The 26961-nt window shown below is 39.6% G+C and carries 24 protein-coding genes and 1 rRNA gene; 8 read left to right on the top strand and 17 right to left on the bottom strand.

Annotated features, from left to right (window positions below; genetic code table 11):
* Window positions 1-70: 70 nt before the first annotated feature.
* The 7 genes from FDK13_RS31650 to FDK13_RS31620 form a co-directional block, all read right to left on the bottom strand.
* Window positions 71-1222, bottom strand: coding sequence for a beta-1,2-mannosidase (locus FDK13_RS31650; RefSeq protein WP_137344029.1), 1152 nt, complete (start codon window positions 1220-1222; stop codon window positions 71-73).
* Window positions 1223-1460: 238 nt separating this feature from the next.
* A complete protein-coding gene (locus FDK13_RS31645; protein ID WP_170982967.1) occupies window positions 1461-2072 on the bottom strand; it encodes a YceI family protein in 612 nt (203 codons plus the stop codon).
* 139 nt (window positions 2073-2211) lie between these two features.
* On the bottom strand, window positions 2212-2769 hold the full coding sequence (locus FDK13_RS31640) for an RBBP9/YdeN family alpha/beta hydrolase (RefSeq protein WP_137344028.1): 558 nt from the start codon (window positions 2767-2769) through the stop codon (window positions 2212-2214).
* A gap of 203 nt (window positions 2770-2972) precedes the next feature.
* On the bottom strand, window positions 2973-4052 hold the full coding sequence (locus FDK13_RS31635; RefSeq protein ID WP_137344027.1) for a formylglycine-generating enzyme family protein: 1080 nt from the start codon (window positions 4050-4052) through the stop codon (window positions 2973-2975).
* A gap of 50 nt (window positions 4053-4102) precedes the next feature.
* Complete coding sequence (locus FDK13_RS31630) at window positions 4103-5539, bottom strand: phytoene desaturase family protein (RefSeq protein WP_137344026.1); 1437 nt, start codon at window positions 5537-5539, stop codon at window positions 4103-4105.
* Window positions 5540-5547: 8 nt separating this feature from the next.
* Complete coding sequence (locus tag FDK13_RS31625; RefSeq protein WP_137344025.1) at window positions 5548-7119, bottom strand: sulfatase family protein; 1572 nt, start codon at window positions 7117-7119, stop codon at window positions 5548-5550.
* A 173-nt stretch (window positions 7120-7292) separates the two neighbouring features.
* Window positions 7293-7856: a DUF4142 domain-containing protein gene (locus FDK13_RS31620; RefSeq protein WP_137344024.1), complete on the bottom strand. Its 564-nt coding sequence runs from the start codon at window positions 7854-7856 to the stop codon at window positions 7293-7295.
* Between the two features lie 304 nt (window positions 7857-8160).
* On the opposite strand from FDK13_RS31620, the gene FDK13_RS31615 reads away from it, so the two are divergent.
* The 4 genes from FDK13_RS31615 (at window position 8161) to FDK13_RS31600 (ending at window position 10628) form a co-directional block, all read left to right on the top strand.
* Window positions 8161-8577, top strand: a complete 417-nt coding sequence (locus FDK13_RS31615) for a response regulator (protein ID WP_137344023.1) — start codon at window positions 8161-8163, stop codon at window positions 8575-8577.
* Entirely contained in the window at window positions 8561-8950 is a 390-nt protein-coding gene (locus tag FDK13_RS31610) for a hypothetical protein (protein WP_229216305.1), read from the top strand. Before FDK13_RS31615 ends, FDK13_RS31610 begins: the two co-directional genes overlap by 17 nt.
* Window positions 8951-8984: 34 nt before the next feature.
* Complete coding sequence (locus FDK13_RS31605; protein WP_137344021.1) at window positions 8985-9947, top strand: lipid A deacylase LpxR family protein; 963 nt, start codon at window positions 8985-8987, stop codon at window positions 9945-9947.
* A gap of 207 nt (window positions 9948-10154) precedes the next feature.
* Window positions 10155-10628 (top strand): ferritin-like domain-containing protein, encoded by a 474-nt coding sequence (locus tag FDK13_RS31600; RefSeq protein ID WP_137344020.1) that lies wholly within the window; start codon window positions 10155-10157, stop codon window positions 10626-10628.
* A 127-nt stretch (window positions 10629-10755) separates the two neighbouring features.
* Here FDK13_RS31600 and FDK13_RS31595 read toward each other — a convergent pair whose 3' ends face one another.
* The 3 genes from FDK13_RS31595 to FDK13_RS31585 all read right to left on the bottom strand — a co-directional run bounded on the left by FDK13_RS31595 (window position 10756) and on the right by FDK13_RS31585 (window position 13660).
* Window positions 10756-11535: an SHOCT domain-containing protein gene (locus FDK13_RS31595; protein WP_137344019.1), complete on the bottom strand. Its 780-nt coding sequence runs from the start codon at window positions 11533-11535 to the stop codon at window positions 10756-10758.
* A 71-nt stretch (window positions 11536-11606) separates the two neighbouring features.
* Window positions 11607-12692: a M48 family metallopeptidase gene (locus FDK13_RS31590; RefSeq protein WP_137344018.1), complete on the bottom strand. Its 1086-nt coding sequence runs from the start codon at window positions 12690-12692 to the stop codon at window positions 11607-11609.
* 14 nt (window positions 12693-12706) lie between these two features.
* A complete protein-coding gene (locus FDK13_RS31585) occupies window positions 12707-13660 on the bottom strand; it encodes a YjgN family protein (RefSeq protein WP_137344017.1) in 954 nt (317 codons plus the stop codon).
* A 165-nt stretch (window positions 13661-13825) separates the two neighbouring features.
* Here FDK13_RS31585 and FDK13_RS31580 point away from each other — a divergent pair, with 165 nt between their 5' ends.
* A complete protein-coding gene (locus FDK13_RS31580; RefSeq protein ID WP_137344016.1) occupies window positions 13826-14641 on the top strand; it encodes an alpha/beta hydrolase in 816 nt (271 codons plus the stop codon).
* Window positions 14642-14712: 71 nt separating this feature from the next.
* Here FDK13_RS31580 and FDK13_RS31575 read toward each other — a convergent pair whose 3' ends face one another.
* From FDK13_RS31575 to FDK13_RS31560, 4 genes are all read right to left on the bottom strand, one after another.
* The gene (locus FDK13_RS31575; protein WP_137344015.1) at window positions 14713-15960 is read right to left on the bottom strand and encodes an MFS transporter; all 1248 of its coding nucleotides are present in this window, start codon (window positions 15958-15960) and stop codon (window positions 14713-14715) included.
* A gap of 227 nt (window positions 15961-16187) precedes the next feature.
* Window positions 16188-16727, bottom strand: coding sequence for an O-acetyl-ADP-ribose deacetylase (locus FDK13_RS31570; protein ID WP_137344014.1), 540 nt, complete (start codon window positions 16725-16727; stop codon window positions 16188-16190).
* Between the two features lie 61 nt (window positions 16728-16788).
* The gene (locus FDK13_RS31565; RefSeq protein ID WP_229216304.1) at window positions 16789-17217 is read right to left on the bottom strand and encodes a response regulator; all 429 of its coding nucleotides are present in this window, start codon (window positions 17215-17217) and stop codon (window positions 16789-16791) included.
* 146 nt (window positions 17218-17363) lie between these two features.
* The gene (locus tag FDK13_RS31560; RefSeq protein WP_137344013.1) at window positions 17364-17945 is read right to left on the bottom strand and encodes an ASCH domain-containing protein; all 582 of its coding nucleotides are present in this window, start codon (window positions 17943-17945) and stop codon (window positions 17364-17366) included.
* Window positions 17946-18105: 160 nt separating this feature from the next.
* Between FDK13_RS31560 and FDK13_RS31555 the strand changes: the two genes are divergently transcribed.
* From FDK13_RS31555 to FDK13_RS31545, 3 genes are all read left to right on the top strand, one after another.
* Window positions 18106-18456, top strand: a complete 351-nt coding sequence (locus FDK13_RS31555) for a four-helix bundle copper-binding protein (RefSeq protein ID WP_137344012.1) — start codon at window positions 18106-18108, stop codon at window positions 18454-18456.
* 196 nt (window positions 18457-18652) lie between these two features.
* The gene (locus tag FDK13_RS31550; RefSeq protein WP_229216303.1) at window positions 18653-23236 is read left to right on the top strand and encodes a carbohydrate-binding protein; all 4584 of its coding nucleotides are present in this window, start codon (window positions 18653-18655) and stop codon (window positions 23234-23236) included.
* A gap of 109 nt (window positions 23237-23345) precedes the next feature.
* Complete coding sequence (locus FDK13_RS31545; protein ID WP_137344011.1) at window positions 23346-23768, top strand: secondary thiamine-phosphate synthase enzyme YjbQ; 423 nt, start codon at window positions 23346-23348, stop codon at window positions 23766-23768.
* Window positions 23769-23782: 14 nt separating this feature from the next.
* Here the strand turns inward: FDK13_RS31545 and FDK13_RS31540 are convergent, their stop codons facing one another.
* The 3 genes from FDK13_RS31540 to rrf form a co-directional block, all read right to left on the bottom strand.
* Window positions 23783-24940, bottom strand: a complete 1158-nt coding sequence (locus FDK13_RS31540) for a dienelactone hydrolase family protein (protein ID WP_137344010.1) — start codon at window positions 24938-24940, stop codon at window positions 23783-23785.
* A 77-nt stretch (window positions 24941-25017) separates the two neighbouring features.
* On the bottom strand, window positions 25018-26172 hold the full coding sequence (locus FDK13_RS31535) for an acyltransferase family protein (protein WP_137344009.1): 1155 nt from the start codon (window positions 26170-26172) through the stop codon (window positions 25018-25020).
* A gap of 498 nt (window positions 26173-26670) precedes the next feature.
* A 5S ribosomal RNA gene (rrf, locus tag FDK13_RS31530) occupies window positions 26671-26782 on the bottom strand.
* Window positions 26783-26961: the final 179 nt, after the last annotated feature.

Below are 26961 nucleotides of genomic sequence, written 5' to 3'. Positions count from 1 at the left end.
CACGATTTTAGGGCATCAAAACCTTATCAATCACGTGAATTACACGTTATTTTGTTATTAAAATAAACTGTTATTTTGTTGGTATAGGATCTCCCGGACTTTTTACTTTCGGATCAAAAACAGCAACGCCTACTCTGGAATCCGCGCAGCCGTAATACAAAAGCCATTTTTTCTTAAAATAAACCATGCCTTCAATAAACACGGTTCCGGCAACATACTGTCCGCTTTTTTCAAACGGCTCCATCGGTCTGAAAAAGGGAACGTCCATTCTGCTTATTAATTTTGACGGATCATTTTTATCAAATAAAACCTGCCCGGCACAATAACTATTCGGGGTAAATCTTAAATCCCCATTTGCTCCGGCGTCATTTTTTCCGTTGTATAACAATACAATTCCTTTGTCTGTGACGATGGCCGGCGGGCCGCATTCGGTCAGATTGCTATCAAAAAATCCTTTTCTGGGAGAAATCAAATTAACCAGATTTTCCTTTTCATCTACCAACGGAGTCCAGTTAATCAAATCCGTTGAAGTTGCCACATTTACATTTGCTTCTCCAAAATAGAGCCAGTATTTCCCGTTTATTTTGGCAATAACCTGTTTATCGTTTACCAGTTTGGTAACGATTGAGCCCGATTTCGACCAGATATTATTGAATTTTCCATTGTATGCTTTTACAAAAGCAGGTCCATGTTTTTCCCATTTCATCAGATCTTTTGACGTTGCAATCCCAAGTCTGGCCTTATCACGATTCCACTGTGTATAAATCAAGACATAAGTACCATCTTCGGTTACTGCAACACGTGGATCTTCGCAACCGCCTGGCCATTCCATTGCTTTCTGGCTATCATCTCCCGGATAAAAAACCGGTGTTTTTTTCCTTTTAAAAGTAATTCCATCCGTACTTTCTGCATATCCCAAACGGGAAGTTCGCATCCCGATCTCTCTTCCCAACTTATCCTCCGCACGATAGATCACAACAATTTTCCCGTCTTTGATGGTAGCAGCCGGATTGAAAGTATCATTGGATTCCCAGGCAACCATTTTCCTGGTCATCGGATCCAGGAAGCGAGAACTCGTATCAGGAGAAATAACCGGATTAACATTTGCCGGCCTGACAAAACCGCCAAAAGCCCAATCGGGAAGTCCATTTTTTATCTGTGCATTAGCCTGCATTGAAATAAGTAAAATTGCCAGCAGTAGTCCTCTTGTAAAATTTCTCATTTAGTATAGCTTATGATGACGAATTACTTAGGAAAGAGGGAAAACCTGCTCGCCTACTTCTTTTAGCTGTTGGCGGTTAGAATGGCGCGTAGTGAGAATGAAGCTTAATAAGAAATCATATTTTATTTATTTAAAATCTCAACCCACAAAAAAACTACCCGCCGAAATGAATCAACGGGTAGTTTCAACAAACTTTGTTCGGGCAAAAAGCTAATTCCTAAAAGCTAATAGCCAATGCCTACTTGTTCGCAACCAGATTTACATCCAAAATAAAATCATTTGAAATTGCCTTGTCGCCAAGGTTTTCGAAGAAATTTGTTGAACGGAATTTAATGTCATATTTTGTACGGTCAACAGTTAATTTCGCAGTTGCAGCTACTGTTTTTCCATCTGCTTTTACTGTTACAGGAAACGTGATATCGTTTGTAATTCCTTTAATTGTCAGCTTTCCTGTTACGTCATATACGTTCGCTCCTTTTGCAGTTACCGAAGTAATATCAAGTTTAGACTGAGGAAATTTTTCAACCGCAAAAAAGTCATTGCTTTTCAAATGGCCTGTTAGTTTTCCATTGGAATCATTGTCCGTTAAATCCGTAACTGTCAAAGATTTTGTGTCTAAAACGAAGTTTCCGCCTTTCAATTTATCTTTATCCAAAATTAACGTTCCGCTGCTGATAGGCACAACTCCGGTATGTTCGCCGGTTACTTTTTTACCAACCCAAACAACTTTGCTTGCTTTTGTATCAACACTTAAACTTTTGTCAGCAACTTTTGACTTAGCCGGACCACCTGCAATCGCAGCAGCATTTACCCATAGACCCACCAATGCAAACACAAAGATTTTTTTCATCGTTTTCTTGAAATTAAATTGATTAGAGATTTTATAAAGATGTAAATAAATTCCTGAAAAAAGGTAATCGGGTGCGGAAATCGCACCCGATACACTGTACTAGCCCAATTACTACTTGATATAAAAACTTTAACTACTTTTATTTTATGCCAACAAACCCGGAATTTGCCAGTTGTTTAAGGATATCTTTTCCCTCCGGCCAGTCTTGCAGTTTTGATACGGCATTGATATGCCCTTTTTTTCCAAGATTTATAAACTCACTTCCCCATGCATTTGCAAAAAATTGCGAACGTTTGATCGAAGCGTAAATGTCATTGGTACTTGCTACAACGATACTTTTAAACGGTAACGGCAAAAAAGAAATGGGAACAAACCCCTCAACAAAATTCAATCTTTTTGATAGTTCAGCATCTGCCGGTGCAACCAGTAAAGCGCCTTCAATCCATGGAGACGAATATTTTGCTGCCCAGTGAACCACCGTTATGCAGCCCAGACTATGCGCAACCAAAACGGTCGGAGATGTCAATTTGCTGATAATCTCCTGCAATCTTTCTACCCAATCTTCACGGTTCGGCCAATCCCAGTTATCCTGTTCAATTCTGCTAAAAAAATCGGGTTGCTGAACTTCCCAAATGGTTTGCCAATGCTGCGGCCCCGAACCCGCCAACCCTGGAACTGTCAAAAAACGAGTACTCATATACTAAGCCAATCCGTTTCAAATGATTTAATTTTCGATCCCAAAATTAAATTTTATATTACAAAGTAATGTCTTATTCCTGATAAAAACAATAGAATACTTATTCTATTAACTTAATAGAGTATAATTATTTTTGAAACAATACCTTTTTTGCATTTCACCAAACATAACTATTTAATAATGAACAGATTATAACTGTGAAATTATTTTACAGCCATTACGCAACGAAAGCCTAAATTATTACTTCCGCTCGTAACTTCACCTTTTCCACGGCTTCCTGCCTTGTAGCGAATGCAATATTCGTCGCTGCACAGAAATGATCCGCCACGCTGAACACGTTTTACAGCACCGGGTTCATCAGGATCATAACTATCTTTTGGACCCTGAGGATTTTTAGCCGGACTTTTCTGATAATAATCCGGACGGTATAAATCCTCGCACCATTCCCAGACGTTGCCATCCATGTCAAACAAACCATAAGAATTAGCTGGAAATGTTTTAACAGGTGCGGCACCTGCATAACCATCTTCTTTTAAATTATTGTCAGGAAAACTTCCCTGATAAATATTGGCAACCCATTTGTTGGCGGGTTTCAGCTGGTCTCCCCAATAGTAGGTATGATTTCCTTTTCCTCCCTGTGCAGCAAATTCCCATTCAGCTTCTGTTGGCAAACGCTTTCCGGCCCATTTGGCATATGCAGTTGCATCCTCATAGGAAACATGAACGACCGGCAAATTTTCGCGGCCTTTAATCGAACTTCCTTTTCCCTCGGGCTGTGACCAACTTGCACCTGGTACATAATTCCACCATTGCAGGGGATTTTCCAGCGAAACTTTTTGTGCTGTCGGTGTAAAAACCGCCGAACCCGGAACAAGTTTATCTGCTGGAACTCCCGGATAATCGACTGGATTTAATGGACGTTCTGCAATGGTTTTATAGTTTGTGGCCTTAACAAAACGGGAAAACTCCGCGTTTGTTACCTCATGCTCATCCATGTAGAAAGGATCGACACTCACTTTATGCATCGGTCTTGAATCCGGGAATTCATCAGCGCCCATCAGAAATTCGCCACCTTTAATCAAAACCATTCCGTCATTGCTTCCTTTTCCTTCCACAATTTTTTCCTGACTTGCCAAAATTGCAGAAGCACGTGTAGGCATTCCGTCTGCGATACATTTTGCCAGACTATCCTTCGTTTTTTCTTCTGCTGTCTGTTTTGTCTGACAGCTTAAACCGATGACGGCGAGCGACATCAACAAAAATACTTTTTCAAAAACCTTCATCTCAAATTTTATTTATTTACTACCAACGACCTGCTGTTAACCGGTCTATTTCAACTAATTGAAATTTTAAAAATATCCTTCAAAGCACTTTTCGCTGCATGATATCCACACATTCCATGAACGCCTCCCCCCGGTGGCGTAGATGACGAGCAAAGATATATTCCTGCATCAGAGGTCCGGTAAGGCGATAAACTTAAAACCGGACGCGTATACAATTGAAAAATATCCTGAACTCCGCCATTAATATCCCCACCGATATAATTCGGATTATATGCCTCCATTTGTTCTGTATTCATTGTACTTCGGGCAATGATCAAATCCTTAAAACCCGGCGCAAAACGTTCCACCTGATTTTCAATCGCGGCCGTCATATCTTCTTTCGAGCCATTTGGTACGTGACAATAAGCCCACGCCGTATGTTTTCCTTCCGGCGCACGGCTATCATCAAATACACTTGGCTGGGATAAAAGCACATAAGGTTTTTGTGATTGTTTTCCTTCCGACGTCATTTTTTCACCTTCTGCAATTTCTTCCAGGGTATTACCCAAATGTACAGTTCCCGCACTTCGGCATGCTTCCGCTTTAAAAGGAATCGGCGCACTCAAAGCCCAGTCGATTTTAAAAACGCCCATGCCGTAACGGTATTTTACCAAACGATTTTTATACGAAGCACTTAACTTTTCTCCGGCAATTTCTACCAATTGTTTTGGCGTTACATCAAACAAAACAACTCTTGCAGGTGGAAGCTGATTCAATGATTTTACCAGAAAATCAGTTTGAATTTCCCCTCCCAAAGCCAGAAATCCGGCAGCCAAAGCATTCGCAACAGACTGAGAACCACCCTTCGGAATTGGCCAGCCGGCTACATGTCCTGCTGCCATCAACATCAATCCAATTGCGGAAGTTGTCAGGTTTCCTAGCGGCTGAATCGCATGGGCGGCCATGCCTGCCCAAAGTCCACGGGCGAGTTTTGTCTTAAATTTATTCGCCACATAAACAGCGGATGGAATTGCTTTTAATCCAAATTCTGCCAATGCCAGTGGATATTTTGGTATTGGAAACGGACCCAATAAATCCGGCAATAATTTGGGCAAATCCCGTACAACCGGACTCATAAAATTCAGATAAGCTTCCTCATCTTTTCCCAAACCTTTTGCCGTTTCTTCAACCGAACGGTCCAAAATACCAGCTGTTCCGTCATCAAAAGGGTGTGCGGCGGCATGTTTTGGATGAATTAATTCTAGTCCATATTGTTCAAGCGATAAACTTTTAAAAAATGGAGAAAGCACCGCCATCGGATGAACCGCTGAACAAACATCATGTAAAAAACCCGGCAGTGTTAATGCCTGCGTTCTCATTCCTCCGCCTATCTCCTTTTTACCTTCAATCAATAAAACAGAAAGTCCCTGTTGCTGTAAAGTAATTGCGGCAGCAAATCCATTAGGCCCTGAACCTACAACAATGGCGTCATATTCTGTTTTCTGCACAATCAATCTTATTTAGCTAAGTTCAAAATTTCCAAGGCGTCGGTATCCTTGTACTGAATCATAAGCGATTTCAATTCCGCTTTCAAATCAAGACCGATCGATTCGTACCCTGGCGCTCCGTAAACATTTGATATCTCCGTTGGATCTTTTTCCAGATCATACAATTCCCACGAATCCGCACCACCATAGAAATATGCCAGCTTATACCGTTTTGTCCTTATGCCAAAATGCGGATAAACATGATGCGGCTGCGGAAATTCATAATAATGGTAATAAGCTCCTTTTCTCCACGGCGTTTTGGTAACCTGTGGTGTGTGAAGCAAAGGCAAAAACGATGTTCCCTGGATATCAGCAGGGATTTTTGTTCCGGCAATATTGAGTAAAGTTGGCGCCCAGTCTATATTCAGAATTAGTTGTTCAACTGTTGTACCGGGTTTTATTACGCCGGGATAGCGAATTACAAATGGCGTTTTTAGCGATTCTTCGTATATAAATCTTTTGTCAAACCAGCCATGTTCACCCAGATAAAAACCTTGGTCAGAAGCGTAAATAACAACTGTATTTTTAGACAAACCACTCTGATCCAGATAGTCCAGCATTTTACCGATATTTCTATCAAGCGATTTTGCTGTTGAAAGATAATCCTTGATATAACGCTGATATTTCCATTTTACCAAAGCTTCACCGGTCAGTTTTTTATCATCAAAATCTTTGCTGATTTTATTTTCGTAGTAGTCGGAAAATATTTTTTTCTGCTCCGGTGTAAATCTTTTGTACATCCCGTCTTTCTCATAATCCGCATGTACTTTCAAATCTTGCCTTAGCAGCATCGTTTTATCAATCGTCATATCCTGCTTTCCGGCAGCGATGCGGTTTTTATAATCATCGAAAAAATTCGCAGGCAACGGAAAATCCACATCATCATAAGCCCCAAGATCCTGTAAATCCGGAAGCCATTCCCGGTGCGTCGCTTTTTCCCCAACAACCATAAAAAATGGTTTCGACTGGTCTCTTTCTTTTAGCCAATTCAACGAAAGATCTGTAATGATGTCTGTCACATAACCATTGACACGCGTTGTATCACCTTTTTGGCCAATCAAATCCGGATTGTAATATTGTCCCTGCCCGGGTAAAACTTTCCAGAAATCAAATCCAACCGGCAAACTTCCCAAATGCCATTTCCCAACCCAGGCCGTTTGGTAACCACTTTTTTGAAGAAGTGCAGGAAATATTTGCTGCGTTACATCAAACTTTTTTTCATTCACTTTATAACCATTCATGTGGCTATATTTTCCGGTAAGTAAAGTAGCACGGCTCGGACCGCAAATGGAATTTGTTATTAAAGCGTTTGTCAAAATAGCACCTTCACGCGCAATCCGGTCAATATTGGGTGTTTGTGCCAATTTGCTCCCATAGGCACTTATAGCCTGATAAGCATGATCATCGGAAAATATAAAAATGATATTGGGCCTTTTCTCTTGTCTGTTCTGGGCTAATAAAACGAAATCAGTTCCCAAAAAAAGGTACAAAAAAACGAGGATAAACGATAAAAATTTCAGGCTGATCTTTCGGGTTTGCATGGTATAAATAAACAAGTAACGAATTACTCTATAAAATTAGTAGACAAAATAACTTTATATACTTTCAAAAAACAAGGATTAATTAAAATAAGCCATTTCCTTCAAAATAATACTCACAAAAAAAGCGGAACAACCCAAGGTCGTTCCGCTTTAATACAAAAGGATTTTGATGCTTATTTAAGCGTTTCCTTCAAACCTTGTACCGTTTCCAGATGATGATTTAAAGTTGGTAATTTTTCTGCTGCCCAAGTTTTTATGTCAGCATCTATACCGTCTTTCGAAGCATCTTCAAATTCCTTAATGTCTTCCTTGTGGTCATCAACCATAGCAGAAACATAAGCTTTGTCAAAGTCCTTTCCGGTTTTCTCTGCGAGATCGTTATACATTTTCTGACATTTCTCGCTTAATGTTGTTGGCAAAGTAATATTCTTCTTAGCTGCCAGCGCTTTCAGTTCGTCATTCGCTTTCGAATGATCTTTTACCATCATTTTACCAAAATCTTTTACGCCGGGAGAAGCTGCATTTTTTTCAGCCAGCTCTCCTAATTGTACTTCCAGCATTCCGCCATCCGCTGCTGCAACCGCAAATTCTGTATCGTCTTCAATTTTTGTATCATCGAATTTTTTTTCGTTGGCATCTTCCGCCATGTCCTTGCTGTCTTCTTTTTTTGAAGAGTTACAAGACGAGAATGTCAATATACTTGCCAGAAACAGCGCACTTAATGTGACCTTATTCATAATTTCTTACATTTTAGGTGATATTTGGTACCAAAAATCAAAAAATTATGCCATCAAAATTTTCTTGGGCATCTGTCCTGAAAAGCTGTTTTAGCTAAATCGATCCCTAAATCCCATATCTCACAATGGCGATTTTATTCAACATTGAATATATTAAATCCGAAAGAATCGAAAAAATTTGTATTAATTTTATGTTCTGTTTAACCTATGAAAAAAGTTTGTTGTGTAAGACCTGGTAATCATAACTTTGTCAGATTCAAATAACATAAACCAGAACTTGACGCAATTTCAGGAGTACCAAAATATGACCCCGGATAAATTCTACAATATTTTTTTAGCAGATGATGACGAAGATGATACGTTCCTTTTTCAGGAAGCATTAGAACAACTTCCCCTATCGTCTAACCTTGTAACAGCTGAAAATGGTTTGGAATTGATGAAAAAATTAAATTCAAGTGAAGTCGTTCCTGACATAATATTTCTGGACATGAACATGCCGGTTAAAAACGGACTTGAATGTCTTTCAGAACTGAGGTCAACGGATACTTTCCGGAAAACTCCGGTTATTATTTTATCCACTTCCGTAGCGGGTTATCTTCTGGAATCAGCTTACAATGCAGGTGCTAACCTCTATGTTCAGAAGCCAACCAGTTTTTCGAGCCTGATCTGCATTCTTGAAAAATGTTTATCGAAGAAAAGTGATCTTGCTTCACACCAATGAAAAAGGAGAAAAATGTGCTTTGTCCGCCAGCCATGTGAACAAATATATCAGAATATATACCGGAGCAAATTTTTCCGCAAAAGATTTCCGTACCTGGACGGGTACTGTTACTGCCTTTGAGTTTTTGAGTAGCCAATCAGAATATAAAACCAAAAGAGAATTTACAAAAACAGTAAATACTTGCCTGGGTGCCGTAGCTGCACATTTGGGAAATACACGAACCGTTTGCAGAAAATACTATGTGCATCCTGCTGTTTTCCTGGCTTATGAAAAAGGAAAAATCCAGCGCATTTTTCATAAAGAAGTAGATCATGCCAAATATCTTTCCGATAATGAATTGCATGTAAAAGCATTATTGGCGCATCTGGCTTAATCCGTCGCAAGTTTGAGATCGTATATTTCTCACTATGCGAAAACTACTTTTAATATTAATCATTTTATTTCCCCTGGTGTCTTTTGGCCAGAGGATTGATAATATTGCCTCATTCAGAAATGTAACGGGGGAAAAATATCTCAGGATTCATTATGACAATGATTTCTACACCAAAACGGATTATTATTATACTCAGGGTTACAATCTGGAATTTGTCAATCCGGCCCTGAAAAAAAATCCGTTATCACAAACATTGCTGCGGTTAAAAAACAGCCGTACAAAATATGGTATTTCTTTTGAGCATTACGGTTTCACTCCTACCAGTATTAAAAGCAACGAAATTCTACGGAATGATCGTCCGTTTGCCGGCGTGATTATGCTCAAAAGTTTCGCCGTTTCTGTTGACACTTTGCACAAATCAAGATTGTCTTCCATATTAAGTACCGGTATGCTTGGCCCAGCTGCCTTTGCGGGTAAAATGCAAAAGAAAATTCATAGCTGGACGGGAGATCCCGAGCCGATGGGCTGGCAATATCAGATCCGAAATGAGGTGGTAGTTAATTATGAATTGAACTACGAAAAAGAAATTTTCAATGTTCCCGATATCATTTCTCTGAACACAAATTCAGGAATTCGTCTCGGTACGCTTTCTGATAAAATCCAGGGCGGAGCTACGCTTACAATTGGAAGATTTGATTCTCCCTTTCAAACACATGAAAAAAGAATTAAAAACAATTATCAGCTTTATTTCTATACCCAGCCTTTGGTTAGTCTGATTGGATATGACGCAAGTATGCAGGGAGGAATTATCAACCGGAGCAGTCCTTATACTTTAACGGCGGGACAAATCAACCGTTTCACTTTTCAGAATTCTTATGGGGTGATATTAAGTGTGCGGAATCTTTACGTTGAATATTACCGGACCTACCTGAGTAAGGAATTTGAAACCGGCAGAACCCATAAATGGGGTGGCCTTAAAATTGGATTCGCCTTCTAATAATACACAAATAGCTTATTATCAAATAGTTAAAAAACTATTTGACCCATAACTCCATACGTAAAAGTACTTAAATTACTCACCATCGGGAAAAAACGGCAACACTTCACCCCGGTTTTGCCATATAAAAACGCCTTCCGATACAAATATTTTGATGGCATAAAGTTTTTAAATCTGTCAGCATTATCCATTTAAAATTACACTGTTATGTCAGCGAACGAAAATCTTATAGAAGTATTAAATGACCTGATCCAAATTAACAACGACCGTATTGAAGGATACGAAAAAGCGATCAAGGAAACAGATGACATCGACGTAGACCTGCAAGGTTTATTCCAGAAAATGGCAAACGAAAGCAGAGGTTATGTATCGGAATTAACATCTCAGATTGTTAGCCTTGGTGGTGAGGTTGAAACAGGTACTACAAATTCCGGTAAAATTTACCGTATCTGGATGGATGTGAAAGCAACATTTACAGGCCATAGCAGGCAGGCAGCACTTGAAAGCTGTGAAGGCGGAGAAGATGCAGCACAAGAGGCATACGCGGATGCATTGGCATCAGATGCTGAAATCCCGGTTGACGTCAGACAACTGATTACAGATCAAAAAGCATCGTTGCTTACATCACACGATTTGATCAAAAAATACCGTGATGCACACCAAGCAGTAAATAGCTTATAATAGTCAAAATATACAAAAATCCCGGATTGAGAAATTCTCAATCCGGGATTTTTTAGTATAAGCAAATACAAAATTTCCGAGACTAATTTCAGCCAATCATTAACCCTTAATAATTACCCCTTAACAATTATAACCGCGCTAATAATTCTGCCTTCTTGGCCTTATATTCCTCTTCTGTAATATGTCCTTTTTCAAATAAACCTGAAAGCTTTTCAATTGTTGAGAATATTGAATCCTCCGAAATTGGTGCCAATATAGGTTTAGAAGCATTTTCTTTCTCATTCCATCCCTGAGATTTTACCACATCATAAGCAAGTCCGGGTGTTTCCTGGGTCAAATTTCCAGGTTCTGAAATCAAAGGTAAACTGGAAATATCAACCGGACCATCCTGGCTTGTTAACAAATAAGACTGCCCTGAGCCTTGTTGCTGCGAAACGCCGGAAATCTGGTGATGTTTTGTATCGTAAATTGCTCTGTTACCATTTTGTTCTATCACCAAACGGTGCACCGGCCCAAAATAAGCATATCGGAAATTATTTTGAGAACCACTCGATGTTGGATTACCAAAAACGGTCGGCCACGGTTTGCCCGAAATTCCGTTTTTACTTTCAATGGTTTGCTCAGTTGGTTCTTCAAAAAGAATTTCGGTTGAAACAAGTTGAGCAAGTTCGGTACAAAGCTGGTCGACGGTAATTTTCAAAGTCCGGTTGAACATATCGCCTACCATCGTCATTCCGCCCTTCATCCATTGACCGCTGCCGCCAAGTTCGGGAATATTAAATTGAGCCATTGTGGCATTGCCATTAATTACAGCTTTCAACATGGCGAAAACACTGTCCTTACCTAATTCATATCGTGATGCTATATCGTCAATTTTCTGTTGACCTTCTTTCGTGAGCGTTTTCATATGACTTCTTTTTATACCAAAACATTATATTTCAATTCAATATAACAAAAATGGTGCCATACAGCGCTTTTTCATTTTGACTGATCAACGATTTCCTGCCATTTTTTTTCAAGTTTTTCGTTATTCCGAATCCCTTTCTGATGAAATGCAACGTCTTTTGCATACTTAATTCTGTCGTCCGTAAGCGGATGCGTCCTTAGCAGATTTAAAGTTTCGGAATCCTTTGATTCCAATTTTAACAAAGAAAATAAATCAGCAAAACCTTTTAAGTTCAATCCGTTCGCCTGCAAAATTACAACCGCTTTTTCATCAGCATCCTTTTCAAGGTTTCGGGAATAATTTAAATTCAACAGCATATTGGAATTATCTGCGAGAACGGCCGTAATTCCATTGATATCATTGAAAATTAAGGAAATCAATAAATAACCGGATAAACTACGGAAAATACTTTTCAACGAATGCCGGTAATGCACATGCGCGACTTCATGTGCCAGAAGCGCTGCAAGTTCTTCTTTCGTTTTCATTTTTGAAATTATTTTATCAAAAACGACAATATGGCCGCCAGGCAAGGCAAATGCATTCATTTTATCTTCTTTGACCACAGTAACCTCAACCGGATAATCCGTTTTAAAATCAATTTCTTTTACAAAATCATTGACGCTGCGCGTCAGACTATCATCCTTGTTGTATTGAGAAATTACATTTTCATACATGGTTTCTCCCAGTTGCGTCTCCATACTTATTGGTATTTTATCTGCAACCGTTTCCGCGAACCATGGAAGAATATAAAAATAGGCTACGGCAAGTAAGCCAGCCAATGCACAGGCAAGTCCGGCAATGACAGTTCCGTTCTGATTTATTAATAAATCGATTTTCTTACGAAAAAACGCCTTTTCAGGATATAGTTTTTTAAGTGAAACGAGCAGATTTTCGTCTTTACATTCGATCGTTTGTTTGGGGAAATCACCATATCTGAAAATATAAAGTGAATTAAAACCAAGATCTCTCTCAATTCCATTGATTTCCCATTGAACTATCTGTTCATTTTGATCCTGATCAACATACTGAATGATCCAGTGATCCGGCTTCAAATCCAACGTTGCCTGATGTGTTACCGAAAACTTTCCATCGAAGTACAAAATATTGAAATGGTACATAAAACAGCTTCTCTTTATACCAAACCAATATCAATCATATCCGAAATATCTTCACCGGTTGCATCGCGATAATCCATTTCAGTTTGTTGAATTGCATTCACGTCCAGATTTCCTTCGATCAGAATATTCGAGAAAATAAAATTAAGCGTACGGACGGTCGCCCACGGAGTTCCAAAACCAAGAGTTAATATAACGATGAAAAGATTTCCAATAATCAGTTTGAAATATCCGCCCGCGGTTGCGGTCGAACGGAATTTTACAATTTCTCCGTCCTGCTCCATTTGGATATTATCGACAAAAAAACGGAACAAGTCTTTTACATACCAGAAAGAATAAACGCCCAGTGTAATTAACGTCAGAAAATAACCTTTTAGATGCAGCTTGAAATAGTCCGTGCCTCCGCCATTATACGCAAATGAAATGCTTCCAAAACGGAGGTGACCAAATATGTATTTTCTGATTTTAATAATAAACCAGAAATAGTAAATTCCTAAAGTGGAAATCGTGATCAGTGCACCAATGATAAATTCCTGCAAAAATTCCTTCCTATCGCCGCGATAGCCAAAATGAATTCCGCGCCAGGATGAACGCGACGCCCGGTATTTTGTGGAACCGTGAATGGCTATTGGAATTAGTAAAATAAAAGCTGCATAGGTTACTAAAAAGCCAATACTCATGATCAATGGCTTTTTTGAAAAAATACAGATTAGCAAAAATGCATAGATCACGATAAAAATTCCGATCGCTTTGATAAAGCCAATAAACATTTCTTTGCCCGTTCCGTGAAAAGTAAAACGGCTGCCTTCAAATTCCGTTTCCTGATAAACATATTGCAGAATTGCAGCTTTTGCCCATGGATAATACATTCCAACGGTAACAATGGTCAACAATAAATTGACGATGTAGATACCAAAAAGTTTGCTGCCTTCTCCATGAAAGGTAACTTGGCGTAGATCTTTTTCTTCCATTTTTAAAATTGAGAGGATGAGATGCTAAATATAGGATAAATAACATAAAATCTATTTTTCTTACTTTTAAAATAATCGTATTTATCAAATTGAATTCTCTGCCAGAAAAAAACAGTAAGCACTAGCAGTTTGCACCTTTTAATTAAAAATACTTTAAATCTGAAAATGAAATATTTATTAATTCCTCTGCTTTTTATCGTTTGCATCACATCGCTGAAAGCATCAAAAGTTGACACCGTTTCCACATATAGTCCTTCCATGCGGAAAAACATTAAGGCTGTTGTCATTACTCCTGACGTTATTAAATCAACTGAAAAACTTCCTGTTTTATATTTATTACACGGTTACAGCGGCAATCAGGCCGACTGGATCAGTAAGGTAAAAGCAGTGGCTGAATTTGCTGATCAGTATAAGTTAATCATTGTTTGTCCGGATGGAAATTTTTCAAGCTGGTATTTTGACAGTCCGGTTGATACTACTTTGAAATACGAAACCTACGTAAGTTCCGAGCTTGTATCATGGATTGATTCACATTACAAAACAATCAATAACAAATCCGGAAGAGCCATTACCGGTTTGAGTATGGGCGGGCACGGCGCATTATTTCTGGCGCTCAAACATCAGGATGTTTTTGGTGCTGCAGGCAGTATGAGCGGCGGTGTGGATTTGCGGCCTTTTCCTTTAAACTGGGATCTGGCGAAAAAGCTGGGGCCTTATGCAGAGTTTCCCGAAAGATGGGAAAGCCACAGTGTAGTTAACCTGACTTATCTTTTAACTCCAAAAACACTGCCATTGATTATCGATTGCGGAACGGAGGATTTCTTTTTTCCTGTCAACGTAAAACTACATCAGAAACTTCTGGACAATAATATTCCACATGATTTCATTACCCGAAAAGGTGCGCATAATTGGGAATACTGGACAAATGCAATAAGTTATCAGGTTTTATTTTTCTCAAAATTTTTTAAAACCGCAGCGTAAATTATAATAAAAAAGCGGGGCACAGTTTCTATTCGTTAGAAACTGTGCCCCGCTTTTTGTGAAATTCAATATTAAGTCAACCTCATCTCAAACAGATCTTTTGATTTGCTGTAAACATATGTGACTACCAAAAGTGTTATTGCTCCACCTACCAAAACGGTTGGAATTGGTCCGGCCAATCTTGTTGCCAATCCGGATTCAAATGCGCCAAGTTCATTAGAAGAACTTACAAAAATTCCACTTACCGAAGCAACACGCCCGCGCATTTCATCCGGAGGAAAAATCTGCATAATTGTTTGACGGATTACTACGCTGATACTATCGCAAATTCCAGTTGCAAATAACGCCGTACAAGACAGCCAAAAATTGGTTGAAAGAGAAAATATGATTGTAAAAACACCAAAACCAGCCACGGAAATTAACATATTTCGCCACGCCTGATGTGTCGGTGGGAAATGCGCCATAGCAAACATGGTAATCAAAGCACCAACGGACGGAGCGGCTCTTAACAATCCTAAACCTTCCGGACCAACATGCAGAATATCTTCCGCAAAAACGGGTAAAATAGCAATCACACCACCAAATAATACAGAAAACATATCCAGCGAAAGCGCGTATAAAATAATTTTAGTACTGAACACAAATCGCAAACCATCTCTCAGACTTTGCCAGATTGAGATCGTTGACAGTCGGTTATTAACCGGATTCGTTTTTATCAAAGTGATCAATACCAGACAAACTACCATCGTGATCATAATAGCGAGCAAGGTATGCGTCAACCCCATATATACATAGAGAAAACCCGCAATCCCGGGGCCGATCACGGCACCAGCTTGTGAAAATGTACTGCTCCACGTTGAAGAATTAGAATAAATTTCTCTGGGAACAAGGAATGGTTTCAACGAAGAAGAAGCCGGGGAATAAAAACCCTTTGCCAGCCCAATCAGAAAAAAAACTGAATAAACAGACCACAAATGCTGATTTGTAGTTAGAACAGCAATCCATTGAGGTTGAAAAAGGAAATATAAAATGGCAGACCCGGCAATGATTACCGACAAACTCACACGAAGAATAATCCGTCTGTCGTTACGATCTGCAACGTGGCCGCCGAAAAGAGAAACTGCAATGAAGGGAACAACTTCCGCCAGACCGATCATTCCCAAAGCCAAAGGATCATGGGTTAGCCGGTAAAGTTCATAGGCGATGATCACTTCCTGGATCAGGAGCGCGCATCTGTACAAAAAGCTATTGGCAAGAAAATAGCGAAATTCGGGAAAGCGAAGTGCGGAGTAAGCGTCGTGTTTGACTGGTGTATTCAACTTATTGTCAAATTAGTTAAAGAGAACCAACCTTGAACAAGAATGTGTTAGCCCGTATATAAGTAACAATAAATCAAAATCCGAGTTCTCGGTTTTAGTATAACTTTTCAAAAAAGTCCTTCCTCTGATATTTATATTTATTAAATTTCAATTTTCAACAAAATTGTACTATTCTATCATTCTATCATTCTATCATTCTATCATTCTATCATTCTATCATTAAAAAACTAAACCTTCACCCCGCTCAGTTCCTTTTGCACAAACAAATAATTCTCTTCATCAAAACATACAAAAATCACCTTTTCAATTTTGTCATTTTTGGACAGAAATTTTAAAACTGTTTGCACCGCAACTTGCGCGGCCACAAATTTTGGATAACCATAAACGCCTGTGCTGATATTTGGAAATGCAACGGATTTGCAGCCATTCATGGCGGCAAGCTGCAAGGAATTGATATAACAATTGGAAAGTTTTTCTGCCTCGTCCTTTTCGCCTCCGTTCCAAACCGGACCAACGGTATGGATTACGAATTTTGAAGGTAATTTTCCAGCCGTTGTAATTACTGCCTCACCGGTTTTACAACCACCTTGTCTTGCTACAATTTTTCTGCATTCTTCTAAAATTTCCGATCCGCCAGCTCTGTGAATGGCGCCGTCTACACCTCCACCTCCGAGCAAAGAAGAATTTGCGGCGTTAACTATCGCGTCCACAGCAAGTTTGGTTATGTCGCCTTTGATAAGTTCAATTTTGGATGTAGAATAACTCATATCGATTTGTCAAAAAAATTATATCCGGTTGCGGAAGTTTTGCTCTCAGCAAAAGTTATAATTATAAAAATTCGGCTGGCGAAATACATTCTTTCAAATAGTCAACAATGGTCCGGATTGTTCTTTCAAAGTCATCAAATGACGCAGGTTTTTTGAAAAAACCCTGAACAGAAGTAGAATAGGCATCAATTACCAATTGCTGGTTAGCACCTGTCGTGAAAAATAAATAGGGAATGCATTTGATGCTTTCCTGCTCATGATTATGCACAACATCCCTGATTTCCAGGCCATTCATTTTCGGCATATTAATATCAGACAAAATCAACAATGGTTTGGAATTTGTTGTATCAAGATATTCCATCGCTTTTATACCGTCCTCAAAAAACAAGATCTGGTTGCCGTAAGCAAGATTTTTAAAAGTCTCTCCTATCAAAAACTGATCTTCCAAATCATCTTCAATGACAATTATAGGTCCGTCAATATTCATCATTTGCTAAGTTTAGTTGAGAAGTTACATTGATCAAGAATTTATTAAAAGAACCATTCCCATTGACAGACTTAACGATTTCCCAATTAATAATCAGGCTTTTTAAGACAATAAAAAAGCCCGGAAATTCCGGGCTGATAGAGAAAATGTTACTTGCTTATTAATTTCAAATATTCCTCCCCGAGAGGTGATAAGGTATATCCCGGCTCATGGCTGATTGTCAGGCCAAGTGCTTTCAGTTTTCTTATATTCAGTTTTAGCCATTCTTTTTCTTTTTTTGCTTTAATCGCCAAATCAGCAGCCCGTAGTTTCGGGTTTTCCTGAATTGCGATTAAAGTTTTTGTAGTCCACTTGCCCACCTTGCTGAATTTATCCAGATTTTCCAGAGCAATTTTCAGTGCTTCCAGTTCCTCTTCATCGATAGCAACTTCTTCTCTTAATTCAATCCTGGGACTTTCGGAATCAAAAACGACCTCGATTTTATAAATTTCGCCATCTTTCTGGCTTTCCAGAAGCTGAACCAATGGTTGGGCGGCTGCAAATCCAGCCTTTTGTGCGTCTGCGTCTGTAATTTTATCAAGATCCGTTTTTCCCGTTGAAACAATCCGGATCACACCTACGCTGGTTTTTACAAGGCTGCCAGCATTCACCTGAAGTTTTTTCCATTTACGGAATGCCAGTGAAATGCTTCCTGCCTTTATTCCTTCGAGATGTTTTTGTTTAATGAGCATAGTTAAATCAATTTCAAAATTTTCATAAAGATAACCTTTCTAACCCAAAAAGTCTGACTTGAATATTTGATCCGGACATCACAACAATTCTAAAACATTTCTGGCAGGATTATTTATTATTTCCAAATACCAAACCATCACTTCCTTAACGAGCTCAACAATGACTGACCCAATACTACAAAACTGTATCGACCTTTGTAATGCATGTGCTGCTGCCTGCAACTACTGCGCAAGTGCTTGTTTGAAAGAAAAAGATGTAAATATGCAGGCAAAATGCATTAATCTGGATTTACAGTGTTCTGCTTTATGTTATGCGACGGCACAATTACTGATTTTAGACAGCGAATTTGCAGACAATCTGTGTAAAGTATGTGCCGATGTTTGTAACGCTTGCGCAGCTGAATGTGAAAAACATGCGAAAATGGGAATGAAACATTGTGAAATGTGCGCCGAAGCATGTAGAAATTGTGCCAAAGCTTGTGAAGAAATGGTACAGTTGGAAGTTAAATAAATAAAACGATCTTACGTTCTAACTTCAACAAACATAGAAAAGCTCCATGTTATTCAGATAACATGGAGCTTTTCTATGTTTTATAATTACTTCGAAGGCTAAACCGCGAAGTAATTCTATAAATTTCAGGAAAATTATCTACACAGATTGCGAACAACCTGTATATTAGATAAAAAATTAATAACCAGCGCATTCAATGAAGAGACTTTTCCTTAGCTTAATTTTCTTTTGCAATATTTTCACTGCTAATGCACAGGATAATCAGCCTTCGCCGGGAAGGACTGAGGCAGAAAATTACACCCAAATGAGCGGTGTTTCAACAGAAAACACAAGCGACACGGGCGGTGGACTCAATGTAGGTTATATTGATGCCAACGATTGGATGGATTACCAGATTCAGGCTTCGTCAGCAGGAACTTATACTTTCAATTTTCGGGTAGCCAATAGTTATGGAAACGGAATTATCGAGATTCAGGATACTAATGGATCTGTACTCGGACAAGTTAGCGTCCCACAAACTGGTGGCTGGCAAAATTGGACTACAATCAGCACAGAGGCTACATTACCGGCAGGGAATCAGACAATCAGGATTTTTGCCAGAGCAGGGGAATTCAACTTTAACTGGTTTGAAGCTTATCAGGGAAATTTAATTCCGGGCAAAATTGAGGCTGAAAACTTTACAGCAATCAACGGATCCGGAACTGATACTGCGGAAGATATTGGCGGAGGTTTGGACGTAAGCTGGATCGGTGATAACAGCTGGATGGATTACAGCGTCAACGTACTTTCTGCCGGAATATACACTTTCAAATTTCGCATAGCGAATGGTTTTAGTGACGATGCTTCACTCGCATTAAAAGCTGCTGATGGAACTGTTTTGGGAGAAATCAACAATCTTCCACGCACTGGCGGTATGCAGGGCTGGGCAACAACCAGTATGTTAGTGAATTTACCTGCCGGAAAACAAACACTACGAATTTTTGCAAAAAAAGGAATTTTCAGCCTTAACTGGTTTGAAGTTTCAGGTTCAAAAACATTACCAGGCAGAATCGAGGCTGAGAATTATGATGTTGCCAGTGACGTTCGCCCGGAAGATACAGCAGATTCAGATGGGGTGAAAAATTTAGGTTATATTGATGATGGCGATTTCATGGACTATAATGTCAATTTAGCAACAGCCGGAACTTATAATTTCAACTTCAGAGTAGCCAATCAATATGGAAATGGTAATATTCAGGTAAAAACCGCCGGTGGAAATGTTTTGGGAGAAGTTGATGTGCCTTTGACCGGCGGATGGCAGGTTTGGAAAACCATCAGTACAATAGCAACTTTACCAGCCGGAAATCAGATCATCAGAATATATGCAAACCGGGGAGCTTTCAATTTCAACTGGTTTGAGTTGGCCAAAACAAACCTTATCCCTGGAAAAGTACAGGCTGAAAATTTCAGTGCCGTAAATGGCGTTGCTTCTGAAAACACAGAGGACGTGGATGGCGGGCAGGATATTGGCTGGATCGGCGACAACAACTGGATGGATTATAGTGTGAAGGCAGCGTCAGCAGGTTTTTACACTTTCAAATTCAGAGTTGCTAATGGATTCAGTGACGACGCTTCATTGGAGCTTCGCGCTGCGGACGGAACCGTTTTAGGACAAATTAATAATCTGCCTCGCACAGGCGGAATGCAGGGATGGGGATCTGCCAATCTGATAGCAAAGTTACCAGCGGGCGATCAGGTTTTACGTGTTTTTTCAAAAAAAGGAGTATGGAGCCTTAACTGGTTTGAAGGAACTGTTTCACGCCCGGTACCAGGAAAAATTGAAGCTGAGAGTTTTGATATAGCAAGCGATGTAAGAACAGAAGATACTCAGGATGCAGATGGTGTAAAAAACGTAAATAATATCGATGCCGGAGATTACTTTGATTATAATGTTAATGTAGCATCAGCGGGAACGTATACTTTCAACTTCCGTGTATTTAAAAGCTATGGCGACGGACTTATTCAAATAAAAAATGCTTCCGGGGACATCCTTGGTCAGGTAGAAGTTCCAATTTCTGGCTGGCAGAACTATGTGACCATAAGTACCACAGCAACGCTTCCAGCCGGAAGTCAGGTTTTACGACTTTATGCTGATAAAGGTGACTTTTACTTTAACTGGTTTGAAGTGATCAGCGGAGGAACCGCACCAGTTAAATCCCCTTCGGTTATTACATTTGGTGAACTTCCTGCAAAACTGATGGGATCTGCTCCTTTTGAGCTGACTGTATCCAGTACAAATACTGAAACGCCGATTACGTTTGTTTCTTCAAACCCTTCTGTTGTTTCAGTTTCAAATCAAACAGGAAGCTGGAAAGCGACAATTTTAGCAGCTGATTCAGCTGTAATTACCGCTTCTCAGGCAGAGAGTACTGGTTTTAGTGCAGCAGAAAATGTAGCCAGAACTCAAATTATTCAATCCGTATCAACGCCGGTTGACCCGGAAAATCCTTCCACAGCTATCAAAATTCCCTTGGATCCAAAACGTTGGTATCAATTAAATAATACAAGTAACGGACTTGATGCTTTATTTGATGGTGACACGCAGACGGAAGTAAATACGGGATATGGACTTGCATTGGATCGCTATGACGCGTATTATCCTTTGCTTGAAGGAGAAGAAATCTCATTGGAAAGCATCAGGTTTTTTGACTTCACAGGCACTTTTAAAGATAATCCGATGATTTTATCCGTGATTACAGATCAATGGGAACGTATTCCTGTTGCAACATTCACAGGCGAAGTATACAATGGCTGGGTTGGTCCTTATCCAGGCAGACAATTGGCGGGTGACGCGTTATTCAAACTTGATAATAAAGTAACCAACATCCGTTATCTGGTTTTAAGCATCAAACACGGTTTTCCAACGGAAATGGAATTGTATGGTACTTATAAACCAACCACAAAAGCAGTTACCCCAATCCCTAAAAAAGATATCAAATTAAGAGATTTGTTTGGGGTTAATGCTTACGAATGGAATTTTGAAGACGGTCAAAGTCCATGGGAAATAAGTGAAACCAAAATGAACGCAGCAAAAAGTTTTACCGGAATCCGTCACTATATGGATTGGGAAAAACTGGAAGCCAACGAAGGACAGTTTTCATATAACCCAACGCTTAGCGGCGGCTGGAATTATGATGCAATTTACCAACGTTGCAAAGAGGCAAACATTGAAGTATTAGCTTGTTTGAAAACAGTTCCTGGCTGGATGTTAGCAACATATCCTGAAAGCGAACGTGATGCTGAAAATGTTCCGGTTCGGTATGGAAAGGATTTTGCTGATCCATTATCTTACAAAGATCAGGCTAGAGTGGCTTTTCAATACATTGCACGTTATGGAAGTAACACCAATGTTGACCCTTCATTATTGAGCGTTTATACCTTGCCAAGATGGACGGGCGATACTCCAAATACATTAAAAATAGGTCTTAATCTTATTAAATATATTGAGTGCGATAATGAAAGGGACAAATGGTGGAAGGGAAGAAAAGGCTACCAGACTGCCCGTGAATATGCTGCCAATTTATCCGCTTTTTATGACGGACATAAAAATACAATGGGACCAGGAATTGGTGTAAAAAACGCTGATCCAAATATTAAAGTTGTAAACGCAGGTTTGGTAACCGGCCCCGATTATATCAAAGGTATGGTTGACTGGTGCAGGGAATTCCGTGGCTACAATGCGGATGGCTCAGTCAATTTGTGTTGGGATATTGTTAATTTCCATTTATACACGGACAACGCTTCATCATCTCAAAGCGGAACATCAACGCGTGCAGCAGCTCCGGAAGTAACAACCGCTAATCAGCTTTTGGAAAATTTTGTACAGGTATCACACGATATTTCACATGACATGCCGGTCTGGATTACAGAGGCAGGTTACGATATCGCTCAGACAAGTCCGTTAAAAGTAATTCCAATTGGGAATAAATCTGCTTTGGAAACGCAGGGTGACTGGATTTTAAGAACCTCCTTATTTTCTGCCCGTCATGGTATATCAAAAATGTTCTTCTACCAAATGTATGATGACAATGATGGAGGAGGAATATTCGGTAGTGCGGGTTTAATAAACGAAGATCAGTCGCGCAGACCATCTGCTGATTACTTGTATCAGGTTAATAAACTTTTTGGAGAATATAGCTACAAGGAAACAACTTATCAGGATCCTCTGGTTGACAGATATGATTTGGACGGAAAATCTCTCTACATTTTAACTGTTCCTGACGAAAAAGGCAGAACTGCTAATTATACATTGCATGTAGGCGACTTCTCTCACGCAAAAGTATATCGTCCCAAAGCTGGAAGTGATAATATGGACATGGAAGAAGTTGAAGTTGTAGCCGGAAACATTACGGTTACTGCCACTGAAACTCCAATGTTTATTGTAGGATCAGCATCGAATGCAAGAATAGCCTCAACGGATTCTATCATGGCAACAGCTTCGCTTGTCACTGCCTTATCAACTACCGAAACCGCTTTGACTTTACACGAGTCTGTTCAGGTTTATCCTAATCCAACGGCTCGTTATATTTCAATTGATGTGATGAACAAAAATGATTCGCCGGTTGAAATAAATGTGTTTGACGCCGGTATAGGAAGACTTCACAAACAATTACATGTTAATAAAGAAAATCAGTCAGAATTAAAAGGAATTGATATTTCAGCCTTGCCGGCAGGAGTTTATATCATCGAAATTAAACAAGGTAACAACCGGGCTTTCAGAAAAGTGATTAAGGGATTATAATTGGAGATATTTATTTAGTACTATATTGTAAAGGTTGATCGATTTCCGGTCAACCTTTATTTTTGGTAAAATTCATATTGTAACAGATTTCTATTGAAAAGGATAAACCATGAAAATGTACCAGCAAGGATTTCAGCTAAAAGAAAAACGAAGAGGATTTCATTTAATTACTACGGAGGTTCTCTATGCTATGCCTCAAATTGCCGAGATAAAAATCGGTATGTCCCAGGTTTTCATTCAGCATACTTCGGCCTCTTTAACAATCAATGAAAACGCAGATCCTACGGTCAGAAAAGATTTTGAAATGTTTTTCAATAAAACTGTACGCGAAAACGATCCGGACTATCAACATGATTATGAAGGCTCTGACGATATGCCTGCACATCTTAAAGCTTCCATTCTTGGAAGCTCAGTTATGATCCCAATCCGAAATGGAAAGTTAGCATTGGGGACCTGGCAGGGCATTTATTTATGTGAACATCGGGATCGGGGCGGATCAAGAAGTTTTGTTGTCACCGCTTGGGGAGAATAATATAGAGCCTTTGATTATTTCAAATATTTATCGAACCATTGAAATGCATCAGACTGCATTTTCGCATCAAATTTATGTGGTCCGTCATAAAAAACAGCTTTGTAATGTTGAGCTGCATTTGCCTTTTTATACACTTCTACTAAGATTATATCCGCTTTTTTCATTTCTGAAAGTGTGTATAAGTCGTCGTGAATATTATTTTGCACCAAAGTGGGAAGTGGAACTCGAAGTCCCAAAATTTCCGGAAAGTCAAGGTAATTGGGAAGTAGCGGTGCGTAAGTCATCCAGGTGTGCGTAAATGACTTATGCAGAATCAGATCATTCCATGTTGTCATAAAGCCAACACAAACGGCACATTTAATCCTTGGATCAAGTCCACCAAGATATACAGTGCGTAATCCACCACCTGATAAACCGCCGCAGCCAATTCTATCCGGATCAACATCAGCACGATCACTCAAAATGGAAAGAGCAATTTGATCTTCCGCCAGCACAACACCAGGCCACGTTGTACCAGCAGAAAAAAGTGATTTAGACATAACATGCTCGTGCTCGCCGGCCCACTGGTTATAAAGCTCAATGTTCTCTGGTTTTTCAGAATCTGAGTCTGTTCTGTTATTTACGTTCAATGGTCCATAGCCCAAACCCTCAACGTCTTCATAACGTACACGTCTACTTCCAAAGGCGAAAGTGTCATGTACTAAAACTACGTAACCCTTCCTGGCAATTTCATTAGCCCAGGCTTTTCCACTATAATCTGTGGATTGATGATCCCGGATTAATGGGTGTGGATCATCGGAAGTACGAACAATTTTCCGGTAGCCAAAGTATTTTTTACCAGCGTGATCATGTAACGCCAGAATGCCCGGAAGTGATTTAGTCACACCAGAAGGTTTAAGTAAAACAGCTCTCGTAACTCTTCCATAGGGAAGTTGCCATGACAGCTCTTCTATTTCAAGTCCATCGAAAGTATACTTTTTTTCCACGGTTACTACTGGTACTTCCTGAATACAGGGTTTTGCAAGAAGTTCATTTACTTTGATCAACGCCTCGTTTTTCCATTGATCCAATGCTTGCCATTTAGAATTTCGGAATGAAAGAGCCGGTATTTCTTTTTTCAAGGAAGAAATCCATTGCCCGTAATCGCCAATTATACTTTTTGAACCCGGCATAGAAAGAAATTTATTTTGGGGATTTAATTGCTCCCGTTGACGTAGAGCCGTATGATAAGTTAAGGTTTCATTCTTTCTTATATTTTTATGAAGATTTTCTTTTTATACAAAAAGTAAAGCAATAGCCAAACGATAACCAACCCACCTAAGGCGTTAAATACTTCATGCCATTTCTCAGAGCTATGCATGTAGAATCCTTCAAACAATAAACGGGACGAAGCATTAAAGTCAATAAAACGCATGGCAAGATAAATAACCAACGAATTCATCCCAATTACCCGAAAGAAGAAAGCCCATTTTTGATAGCCCTTGACATCAATAACCCAATAAAACAATGCTAAAAGAAGAAACGCCATACCGGAAGTCAGCATGATAAAAGAACTTGACCACAAATGTTTGTTGATAGGAAATATAAAATTCCAGCATATTCCTATTACTATTCCAATAAAACCCATAATTGACAGCACTTTTACTTTTAAAAAGGATGATTTCATATCAAGTAAAATATCCCCTGCAAGCATTCCGAAAATCGTAATACATATAGCCGGAAATGTCGTTAAAATTGCAAGCTCATCATACTTGACTTGTTTCAGTTTTCCAGGCATAAAATTCCGGTCAAACCAGCCTGCCAAATTGCCTTCAAACGAAAAATCACCTGCACCAAATCCAGGAACCGGAATTAACAGCAAAGCCAGATAGTATAGAATTAGGGTTGATGCAGCCAAATACAGGCGTTGTGTCCGAGAAAAGTTTAAATAAAGAAGAGCACCGACAAAAGTAGCCACCCCAATCCTTCCTAATACACTTCCATATCGTATGTGTGCAGGATCAAAGAAATTAACAGGTGCATTTTTATCCAGAATTCCCAAAGCAATCAAGATCAGCATTCTGACAAATACCTTTCTAAGTAATTTTGCTTTAGTGACGTTTTTTGATAATCCAGCGGCCAAACTGAATACCAAAGAAGTGCCGGCCAGGAAAAGGAACAGAGGAAAAATGAAATCGTAAAATGTAAATCCGTTCCATTCAGGATGAGTAAATTGGGCTGAAACAGAATCTATAAATGCGATACCGGTTTTTCCGTTTAACAAAAAGATAAACGTTCCGCCACCTGATATCATCAACATGTCAAATCCCCGTAACGCATCTATGGATGCAAGTCTTCGGCTAATAAATTCCGATTGCGTAGTCATTGAAAAGGTTTTAGAAGGAATGTCTTCTTTTAAAAGCATAAGACTACGGATTTCTAATAATTGTGTAGATTAGGTTAGCTCTTAGGTTTTGGAATTAATCCGGAAGAAGGTGGACAAAGGTTTCATAAGACTCTAATACAATAACAATCCGTTCTGAATTTAAAACAAATTATTTTACATTCCCCCAAATTTTCGGACTGATTCCTTAACTTCTCTGTCCCGCCGAGCGTAGCCGGGCCGGGCTCGCGGGCGAGTAGGACTTACGCGTCGCGGAAGAGGTACGTAAGTATACCACAAAAAAGACCATCCTTTTGAGATGGTCTTTTTTGTCTTTGTAATAGTATTGTGGCGGCTAGCCTGCGTGTCCCGCACTAGGCGTGGCCCGTACTTTACCAGGTCGGATCGCGCAGGTTTGACCGGGACACGTTGACCGAGTCGCGCAGACCCAAGTATCATCGGCGGTTTTGTCCGGGATGGAAAGAGGTGAACAACAAAAAAAGACCATCCTTTCGAGATGGTCTTTTGATTTTAATAGTATTGTGGCGGCTACCTACTTTACCAGGTTTGACCCAAGTATCATCGGCGGTTCCGGGCTTAACTTCTCTGTTCGGGATGGGAAGAGGTGAACACCGGGCCAATAGCCACCAACAAGATTTTCTGTTGATTTGTGGTATGAGAAGAGTTGAAGCGAGTGTCGCCCCAGACCGTTCCAATAGCCACCAACAAGCTCTTTGTGAGTGTACAATGTTTGAATGATTGAATGATAGAGTTTTGAATGGTGGCTGCCGATGCAGTCATTCATTTATTCACTCATTCAAAATTCACTCA

It is taken from the genome of Dyadobacter frigoris (assembly GCF_005280585.1).
In the GTDB taxonomy this organism is placed as follows: Bacteria; Bacteroidota; Bacteroidia; order Cytophagales; family Spirosomataceae; genus Dyadobacter; species Dyadobacter frigoris.
Note: the sequence above shows the minus strand (reverse complement) of the source record. Positions and strands in the feature narration are given on the sequence as shown.

Coding starts and splice junctions, on each gene's coding strand:
- FDK13_RS31650 (WP_137344029.1), bottom strand. CDS start 1,222: ATGAGAAATTTTACAAGAGGACTACTGCTGGCAATTTTACTTATTTCA.
- FDK13_RS31645 (WP_170982967.1), bottom strand. CDS start 2,072: ATGAAAAAAATCTTTGTGTTTGCATTGGTGGGTCTATGGGTAAATGCT.
- FDK13_RS31640 (WP_137344028.1), bottom strand. CDS start 2,769: ATGAGTACTCGTTTTTTGACAGTTCCAGGGTTGGCGGGTTCGGGGCCG.
- FDK13_RS31635 (WP_137344027.1), bottom strand. CDS start 4,052: ATGAAGGTTTTTGAAAAAGTATTTTTGTTGATGTCGCTCGCCGTCATC.
- FDK13_RS31625 (WP_137344025.1), bottom strand. CDS start 7,119: ATGCAAACCCGAAAGATCAGCCTGAAATTTTTATCGTTTATCCTCGTT.
- FDK13_RS31620 (WP_137344024.1), bottom strand. CDS start 7,856: ATGAATAAGGTCACATTAAGTGCGCTGTTTCTGGCAAGTATATTGACA.
- FDK13_RS31615 (WP_137344023.1), top strand. CDS start 8,161: ATGACCCCGGATAAATTCTACAATATTTTTTTAGCAGATGATGACGAA.
- FDK13_RS31605 (WP_137344021.1), top strand. CDS start 8,985: ATGCGAAAACTACTTTTAATATTAATCATTTTATTTCCCCTGGTGTCT.
- FDK13_RS31600 (WP_137344020.1), top strand. CDS start 10,155: ATGTCAGCGAACGAAAATCTTATAGAAGTATTAAATGACCTGATCCAA.
- FDK13_RS31595 (WP_137344019.1), bottom strand. CDS start 11,535: ATGAAAACGCTCACGAAAGAAGGTCAACAGAAAATTGACGATATAGCA.
- FDK13_RS31590 (WP_137344018.1), bottom strand. CDS start 12,692: ATGTACCATTTCAATATTTTGTACTTCGATGGAAAGTTTTCGGTAACA.
- FDK13_RS31585 (WP_137344017.1), bottom strand. CDS start 13,660: ATGGAAGAAAAAGATCTACGCCAAGTTACCTTTCATGGAGAAGGCAGC.
- FDK13_RS31580 (WP_137344016.1), top strand. CDS start 13,826: ATGAAATATTTATTAATTCCTCTGCTTTTTATCGTTTGCATCACATCG.
- FDK13_RS31570 (WP_137344014.1), bottom strand. CDS start 16,727: ATGAGTTATTCTACATCCAAAATTGAACTTATCAAAGGCGACATAACC.
- FDK13_RS31565 (WP_229216304.1), bottom strand. CDS start 17,217: ATGATGAATATTGACGGACCTATAATTGTCATTGAAGATGATTTGGAA.
- FDK13_RS31560 (WP_137344013.1), bottom strand. CDS start 17,945: ATGCTCATTAAACAAAAACATCTCGAAGGAATAAAGGCAGGAAGCATT.
- FDK13_RS31555 (WP_137344012.1), top strand. CDS start 18,106: ATGACTGACCCAATACTACAAAACTGTATCGACCTTTGTAATGCATGT.
- FDK13_RS31550 (WP_229216303.1), top strand. CDS start 18,653: ATGAAGAGACTTTTCCTTAGCTTAATTTTCTTTTGCAATATTTTCACT.
- FDK13_RS31545 (WP_137344011.1), top strand. CDS start 23,346: ATGAAAATGTACCAGCAAGGATTTCAGCTAAAAGAAAAACGAAGAGGA.
- FDK13_RS31540 (WP_137344010.1), bottom strand. CDS start 24,940: ATGCCGGGTTCAAAAAGTATAATTGGCGATTACGGGCAATGGATTTCT.
- FDK13_RS31535 (WP_137344009.1), bottom strand. CDS start 26,172: ATGCTTTTAAAAGAAGACATTCCTTCTAAAACCTTTTCAATGACTACG.